The sequence below is a fragment of the uncultured Amnibacterium sp. genome (genome assembly GCF_964245895.1).
Lineage (GTDB): Bacteria > Actinomycetota > Actinomycetes > Actinomycetales > Microbacteriaceae > Amnibacterium.
Genome location: NZ_CAXTOQ010000151.1, coordinates 1 through 8035 on the forward strand (window position 1 = coordinate 1; position 8035 = coordinate 8035).

Annotated in this window: 5 protein-coding genes; 2 read left to right on the forward strand and 3 right to left on the reverse strand. The window is 76.5% G+C overall.

The features are described 5' to 3' along the window. The coding region (locus tag ACFE60_RS15740) for a translation initiation factor IF-2 N-terminal domain-containing protein (RefSeq protein ID WP_375389806.1) at window positions 1–1866 on the reverse strand (1866 nt) is incomplete at its 3' end. A 464-nt stretch (window positions 1867–2330) separates the two neighbouring features. Further along, complete coding sequence (gene nusA / locus ACFE60_RS15745; RefSeq protein ID WP_375389807.1) at window positions 2331–3329, reverse strand: transcription termination factor NusA; 999 nt, start codon at window positions 3327–3329, stop codon at window positions 2331–2333. A gap of 114 nt (window positions 3330–3443) precedes the next feature. Between nusA and ACFE60_RS15750 the strand changes: the two genes are divergently transcribed. Together ACFE60_RS15750 and ACFE60_RS15755 are read left to right on the forward strand one after the other, a co-directional pair. Beyond that, window positions 3444–4583, forward strand: coding sequence for an exonuclease SbcCD subunit D (locus ACFE60_RS15750; RefSeq protein WP_375389808.1), 1140 nt, complete (start codon window positions 3444–3446; stop codon window positions 4581–4583). Further along, window positions 4580–7525, forward strand: a complete 2946-nt coding sequence (locus ACFE60_RS15755) for an AAA family ATPase (RefSeq protein WP_375389809.1) — start codon at window positions 4580–4582, stop codon at window positions 7523–7525. Before ACFE60_RS15750 ends, ACFE60_RS15755 begins: the two co-directional genes overlap by 4 nt. A 34-nt stretch (window positions 7526–7559) precedes the next feature. Here ACFE60_RS15755 and ACFE60_RS15760 read toward each other — a convergent pair. Further along, a partial coding sequence (locus ACFE60_RS15760; protein ID WP_375389810.1) for an HAD family hydrolase occupies window positions 7560–8035 on the reverse strand: 476 nt, incomplete at its 5' end.

An 8035-nucleotide genomic window follows, 5' to 3' on the forward strand; every position in this document is an offset into this window, starting at 1 on the left:
GTTCGGGTTCGAACGCAGGTCGAGGCCCGCGTCGGCGGTCAGCAGGACCGCCTCCATGAGCTCCTCGATGCCGGCACCGGTCCGGGCCGAGACGTCGACGAACAGCGTGTCGCCGCCGTACTCCTCGGCGACCAGGCCGAACTCGGTCAGCTGCTGGCGGACCTTGGACGGGTTGGCGTCCTCGCGGTCGACCTTGTTCACCGCGACCACGATCGGCACGCCGGCCGCCTGGGCGTGGTTCAGCGCCTCCACCGTCTGCGGCATCACGCCGTCGTCGGCGGCGACCACGAGGATCGCGAGGTCCGTCACCTGCGCACCGCGGGCACGCATGGCGGTGAACGCCTCGTGACCCGGGGTGTCGATGAAGGTGATGGCCCGCTCGTTGCCCTCGTGCTCCTTCCACACCTGGTACGCACCGATGTGCTGCGTGATGCCGCCGGCCTCGCCGGCCACGACGTTCGCGTTCCGGATGGAGTCGAGCAGCTTCGTCTTGCCGTGGTCGACGTGACCCATGACGGTGACGACCGGGGGTCGGATCTCCAGGTCCTCGTCGTCCTCGTCGTACTCGAACTCGATGTCGAACCCGTCGAGGAGCTCGCGGTCCTCCTCCTCTGGGGAGACCATCTGGATCTTGTAGCCCAGCTCCTCGCCGAGCACCTGGAAGGTGGCCTCGTCGAGGGACTCGGTCGCCGTCGCCATCTCACCGAGGTGGAACAGCACCGTGACCAGGTTGCCGGGGCTCGCGTCGATCTTGTCGGCGAAGTCCGTGATGGACGCGCCGCGACGGAGGCGGATGACCGCGTTGCCGTCGCCGCGGGGGACGCTGACGCCGCCGAGGCTCGGGGCGGAGCGCATCTCGAACTCGGCGCGCTTCGTGCGCTTCGACTTGCGCTGGCGGGACTTCCCGCCGCCCTTGCCGAACGCGCCCGCGGTGCCGCCGCCGGGACCGCGACCGCGGCCGCCGCCACCGGGGCGCGGGCCGCTGAAGCCGCCCGCGGGACGCTGGAAGCCGCCGCCGGCACCGCCGGGACGGGCGCCCGCTCCTCCGGCGCCGCCGGGGCGCTGGAAGTTCGGGCGCTGGCCGAAGCCGGCCGGACGCGGGGCGCCCATGCCGGGTCCGCCCGGACGCGGCGCACCGGGACGGGGGGCTCCGGGACGCGGGGCCCCGGGTCGAGGGATGCCGCCGCCGGCACCCCCGCCGCTCGCGCCGGGCGCACCGGGGCGCATGCCCTGGTTGGAGGCGAACGGGTTGTTGCCGGGGCGGGGCGCGCGGCCCATGCCCTGGCTCGACGCGAACGGGTTGTTGCCCGGCCGCGGCTGACCCGGGCGGGGCTGCGGACGCGGGATGGATCCGGGCGTGCTCGCCTCGGGCCCGGTGCTCGCAGGGGCGCTGCCCTCGGGCCGGGTGCTGGCGGGAGCCGCGCCGCCGGGGCGCGGCGCACCGGAGCGCGCGGCGCCGGGGCGCACGATGTCGGCGCCCTCGGACGGCCGGGGCGCCTGCTGCTCCGCCGCGGGCTGCTGCCGCTCGGGCGCGGCCTGCGGGGCGGTGCGCTCGGGCTGCTGGCGCACCGGCGCGGCCTCGGCCGCGGGGGTCGCCGCCGGACGTGGGGCGGGTGCCGGTGCCGCCGGGCGGGCGCCCGGGGCGGGCCGGCCGGCGACGGGCGCGCCGGGGCGCGGGCCGCCGGAGCCGCCTGCCGTCGTGATGCCGTCGGCCGCGAGCTTCGCCTTCAGCTTGCGGACGACCGGCGGCTCGACGCTCGACGACGGGCCCTTCACGAACTCGCCCATCTCCTTGAGCTTGGCGAGCGCGAGCTTGGTGTCGATCCCGAGATCCGTTGCGATCTCGTGGACGCGTGGTTTCGCCACTTCTCTCCTGTCCAGGCCCGCCCGGACAGGGCAGGCCGCTACTGCGGTGCGGGTCTCATCTCGAGTCGCTCATCGCTGGTCCATGTGCCTGTTCCACTTCGCGTGGGGAACCGCTGCTCCGGGACGGAGCGGCAGCAGAAGGAGCGACAGCCTGGGCCGCTCCAAGGGGACAGTGTACCCGGCCACGACCCGGCCGGAACTCTGCCTCTTTCCGAACGCGCGGAGGCCGGGCGGTGTTCCCGATGAACGATCGCCTTCGGCGGGGTTCTCGAAGTGGTCGCGTCCCAGCGTGCGTTTTGAAGGAGTTTCTGGCGCAGCAGTCTCAGCACCTCCTGCGGTCGGGCGCCAGAAACTCCTTCAAAACGGAAGAGTCAGCACCGTTCGCGGCGTCGTCCAGCCACCCCGGCAACGCGACCAACGACTCGAGCCGGTATCGCCCGAACCTCCGCCGCAGGAGGCGCGAGCTAGTCCTCGTCGAGGATCGAGTCGGGCTGGATGTCGATCTTCGCGCCGGTCAGCTTGGCGGCGAGGCGAGCGTTCTGCCCCTCCTTGCCGATCGCGAGCGACAGCTGGTAGTCCGGCACCAGGGCGCGCACGGCCTTCGATCCGCGGTCGAGCACGAACGCGCTCGTCACGCGCGCGGGCGACAGCGCGTTCGCGACGAAGGTCGCGAGGTCGTCCGAGTGGTCGACGATGTCGATCTTCTCGCCACCGAGCTCGGCCGAGACCGCGCGGACGCGGGCGCCGAGCTCGCCGATCGCGGCGCCTTTCGCGTTCACGCCGGGCTGCGTCGCGCGCACCGCGACCTTGGAGCGGTGGCCGGCCTCCCGGGCCATCGCGGTGATCTCGACGACGCCGGACGCGATCTCCGGCACCTCCAGCGCGAACAGCCGGCGGACCAGCGCCGGGTGCGTGCGGGAGACGGTGATGGAGGGGCCCTTCGGGCCGCGGGAGACGCTCGTGACGTACACCCGGATGCGCTCGCCGTGCGGGTAGGTCTCGCCGGCCACCTGCTCCTCGGGGGGCAGGATCGCCTCGATCGAGCCGAGGTCCACGTGCACCATGCGCGGGTTCGGTCCCTGCTGGATGACGCCGGCGACGATGTCGCCCTCGCGGCCCTTGAACTCGCCGAGGATGCGCTCGTCGCCCAGGTCGCGGAGGCGCTGGTTGATGACCTGCTTCGCGGCGAACGCGGCGACGCGGCCGAAGTCGTGCGGGTCGTCGACGGCCTCGCCGACCTGCTCGCCGCTCTCGTCCACCTCCGGGACCAGGACCGTGACCCGGCCGGACCTGCGGTCGATCTCGACCCGCGGCGACGGGGTGCCCGCGGGCGGCGGGGCGGGGCGGTCGGTGTGCTTCAGGTAGGCGGTGAGGATCGCGGCCTCGATGATCCGCAGCAGCTCGTCGAACGGGATCTCCCGCTCGCGCTCCATCAGCCTGAGGACGGCGAGATCGATCTCCATCGGTCGCTCCCTTCCGTCCTGCGGCCCGCGAATCGGGCGCCCCTACGGTAGCAGCGCCCTGTCGAGCGTCCGGCTGGACGGCCGCTGTCCGAGCCGCCGGTTACCGTGCGCGGCATGCGCCTGCTGCACACCTCCGACTGGCACATCGGCCGCACGTTCCACCAGCACCCGACGACGGACGCGCTGCGCGGGGTGCTGGCCGAGCTGGCGGCGGCCGTCGCCCGGGAGCGCGTCGACGTCGTGCTGGTGGCGGGCGACGTCTTCGACTCGGCGACGCCGGCGGCGGCCGCGTTCGCGGTGTTCGAGGAGGCGGTGCTCGCGATCCGCGCCGCCGGCGCCGTAGTGGTGATGACGAGCGGCAACCACGACTCCCCCGCCCGGCTGGGCCACCAGGCGCCCTTCGCGGCTGCGGGCGGGGTGCACGTGCGCACCCGCGCGGACGCGCTTGCCGATCCGGTTCCGATCACCGACGAGCACGGCACCGTGGACGTGTTCGGCATCCCCTACCTGGAGCCGCTCCTCGTCGGCGGCCGGACCCACGCCGAGGTGCTGGGGGCCGCGATGGAGGCGGTGCGCGCGACGGTCGCCCGGCGCGGGAGCCGCAGCGTCGTGCTCGCGCACTGCTTCGCGTCGGCGGGCGTGCAGCCGCAGGCGGCCGGCGGGGAGCGCGACATCACCACCGGCGGCCTCGACGTGGTGCCGTCGTCGGTGTTCGAAGGGGTCGATTACGTGGCGCTGGGGCACCTCCACTCCCGCGTCCGGCTGGCGGAGGGGATCCGCTACTCGGGCGCGCCCCTGCACTACTCGTTCGGCGAGACGTCGCCGCTGCGCGGCGGCTGGCTCGTCGACCTCGACGCGGCCGGGCTGCGCGAGGTCACCTGGCTCGACCTGCCCGTGCCGCGGGCGCTGACGACGCTCACCGGGCGGCTCGCCGCGCTGCTCGAGGACCCGGCGCACGAGGCGGTGCGCGACGACTGGATCCAGGCGGTGCTCACCGATCCCGTCCGGCAGCAGGACGCGATGCCCCGCCTGCGGCAGCGGTTCCCCTTCGTCGCACGGCTGGAGCACCGGCCGGAGGGTGAGCGGCCCGCCGACGCCCGCAGCTACGGCGAGCGGACGGCGGGGCTGCCGGACGCCGCGCTGATCGCCGGGTTCCTCGAGCACGTCCGCGCGGGCACGGGCCCGTCCGACGCGGAGTCGGCGCTCGTCGCAGACGTGCTGAACGCGGTGCGGGCGGCGGAGCGGGCCGCGTGAGGATCCTGCGGCTCGGCATCGAGGGGTTCGGCCCGTTCGCGGCCCGGCAGGAGATCGACTTCGAGGCCCTCGACGAGGCGGGGCTGTTCCTCATCACCGGCCGGACCGGCAGCGGCAAGTCGAGCATCCTCGACGCCGTCTGCTTCGCCCTCTACGGTTCCGCGCCCCGCTACGACGGCGGGCAGGCCCGGCTGCGCAGCGACCACGCCGATCCGGGCACGCCCACCTCCGTCTCGCTCGAGCTCGCGGTCGGGACCGACCGGTGGCGGGTCGTGCGCTCCCCGGAGTACGTCCGGCCGAAGCGGCGCGGCGACGGGTTCACCCGCGAGCCGCAGTCGGCGTCGCTCGAGCGCTGGGACTCCGAAGGCGACGGCTGGGTCGGCGTCGCGGCGCGCCCGGTCGACGTGGCCGAGCACCTCGGCCCGATCCTCCGGCTCACCCGGGAGCAGTTCCTGCAGGTCATCCTGCTCGCGCAGGGCCGGTTCCAGGAGTTCCTGCGGGCCCGCAGCGAGGACCGGCTCGGCCTGCTGCGGGCGCTGTTCGGCACGGAGCGCTTCGGCCGGTTCGAGGCCGAGGTCGCCGAGCGCGCGAAGTCGCTGGAGCAGGCCGTCGGCGCCGCGACGGCGGCGCTGCACGCGGACGTCGGCCGGCTGGCCGCCGTCGCGGAGGAGGAGGCGCCGGCGCAGGACGAGGCCGCGTGGGCCGCGGCGGTCGCCGCCCGGCTCGCTGCGGGCGCCGAGCGGGCCGAGGCAGCCGCGGAGCACGCCCGCCGCGCCTTCTCGGACGCCGATCGCGCAGCGGCTCTGGCCGTGACGACGGCGGACCGGCAGCGCCGCCGGACCGAGGCGCGGGCGGCGATCGCCCGCCTCGACACGCAGGGCGCGGACGTGGCCGCGGCACGGGTCCGGATCGCGGCCGCCGTGCGGGTGCTGCCCGTGCTGCCGTCGGTGCAGGCCGCCGAGCGCGCCGACGCGGCCCTCCAGCTCGCCGACCGGGCCGCCGTCGACGCGCGGCGCGCGGTCGGCGAGGACGTCGCGGATCCCGCGTCGGCGGGGGCGCAGCTGGAGGGCCGGCTCGGCGCCCTGGCCGAGGTGCTGGCCCTCGAGCGGGACCTCCCTCCGCTCGCGTCGGCGGTCCCGGCGGCGGAGGCGGCGCACACGGCAGCGGAGGAGCACCTCGCGACGCTCGTCGCCGAGGCCGACGCGCTGCCAGCGCAGCGCAGCGCGCTCGACGCCGCCCTCGCCCGCGCGGAGGCCGCGGTCGCCGGCGCGGCCGCCGCGGACGAGGCGCTCGTGCGCTGCCGCCGGCTCGTCGCCGCCGTCGCGGAGCAGGCGCGGGCCGCGCAGGCGGTCGGCGCGGCCGATCTCGCTCACGAGGCGGCGCTGGCGCGGGAGGCGGAGGCCCTCGCCCGCACCCGGTCGCTCGTGACCGCGCGGCTCGCCGGCGCTGCCGGGCTGCTCGCGGCCGAGCTGCGCCCAGGCGACCCGTGCCCGGTGTGCGGGTCGGCCGAGCACCCGCACCCCGCCGAGCAGGACGCCCGAACGCCGGACGAGGGGGCGATCGCCCTCGCCGAGGAGCACCAGCGCACGGCCGCCGAGCAGCGGGCGGCCGCCGGGACGGCCGCATCGTCCGCCCGTGCCGCGCACGCCGCGGCCGCGGGCGCTGCGGACGGCAGGACCGCTGCGGAGGCCGAGGACCTCCTGCGCGACGCCGTGCGCGCGGTCGACGGCTGCCGGGCGGCGCAGTCGGCTCGCGCCGACGCCGTCCGAGCGCTGGCGACGCTCACCGCCCGCGGCGCGACGCTGGCCGCGTCGGTCGACGCGGCCAGAGCGCGCCTGCAGCAGCGCGCCGCGGACCTCGTCGGCGCGCGGTCAGCCCACGCGACGGCCGCGGCACGGGTCGCGGAGGCGCGGGCCGGCCACCCCTCCGTCGCAGAGCACGCCGCGGGGCTGCGCCGCCGGCTCGAGGCCCTGCGGTCGCTCGAGGTCGCCGAGCGACGGCTCGCGCAGGCGGACGCCGACCGGCAGGACGCGGCGCTCCGCCTCGATCGCGCGCTCGCCGAGGCGTCGGTCGCGGACGCGGCGGCCGTCCGCGCCGCAGCGCTGCCCGCCGCCGAGCGCGAGGCGCAGGAGGCGCGGGTGCGCTCGTGGGAGACCGCCCGCGAGCGCGCGGGCGCCCAGCTGCGCGACCCGGACGTCGCGGGCGCACCGGACGAGCCCGCGGACGTCGACGGCGCCGCCGCGGCGAAGGCCGCCGCCCTGGCCGCGCGGGACGCCGCGGCCGAGGTCCTGGCCGCAGCGCGCGGTCGGGCGGCGCAGGGGCAGCAGCTGGCCGCCGACATCGCCGGCCGGCACGGCGCGATCGCGCAGGAGCGCGCCGAGCTCGAGGTCGTCGGCCCGCTCGCGGAGGTGGTCCGCGGCGGCGGCACGAACGCGCTGCGCATGCGGCTGGAGAGCTACGTGCTCGCGAGCCGCCTCGAGCAGATCGTCGTCGCGGCCAACGCCCGGCTGGGCGCGATGACCGACGGCCGGTTCGTGCTGCAGCACGACGACGCGGTGGCGTACCGGGGCGCGCGGTCCGGGCTGGGGCTGGAGGTGCTCGACGAGCACACCGGCCGCCCGCGGCCGGTGGCGTCGCTGTCCGGCGGGGAGACCTTCCTCGCCTCGCTCGCCCTGGCCCTCGGGCTCGCGGAGGTCGTGTCGGCGGAGGCGGGCGGGGTCCGGCTCGACACGCTCTTCGTCGACGAGGGGTTCGGCTCCCTCGACCGCCGCACGCTGGACACGGCGATGGAGACCCTCGACTCCCTCCGCGCGGGCGGCCGCATGGTGGGGCTGATCAGCCATGTCGAGGCGATGCAGGAGGACATCCCGGCCGGCCTGCATGTCGTACGGCTGCCCGACGGCTCGAGCGAGGTCCTGCCGCGGATCCCGGCCGGCGTCTGAGCCGTCGGAATCCGAGCCGTCGGCGTCCGGCGGGTCAGCCGTCGGTCAGCGCGAACAGCGTCTCCAGCGCGGCGGCGACGCCGTCCTCGTCGTTGCCGAGGGCGCGGTCGGTCACCACCGCGTCGAGCGCGGGGTGCGCGCCCTCGACCGCGAACGACCGGCCCGCGAACGCGAGCATCGCGAGGTCGTTCGGCATGTCCCCGAAGGCGACGACGTCCTCGGGGGCGACGCCGAAGCGGTCGCACAGCAGCGCCAGCGTCGCGGCCTTCGTGACTCCGGCGGCGCTCAGCTCGACCATCGACGAGGCGCCCGAGCGGGTCGCGACGAGCCGGCCGGCGACGACGGCGTCGACCGCGTCGAGGAACCGGTCCGGGTCGAGCTCCGGGTGCCTGACCATCAGCTTGACCGGCTCGCGGCGCAGCAGCAGCCCGATCTCCTCGACGGGCGTGCCCTCCGGCGGCGGGTACTTGGGCGCGTAGCCCGGCTCCATCGCGAAGCCTCCCTCGGTCT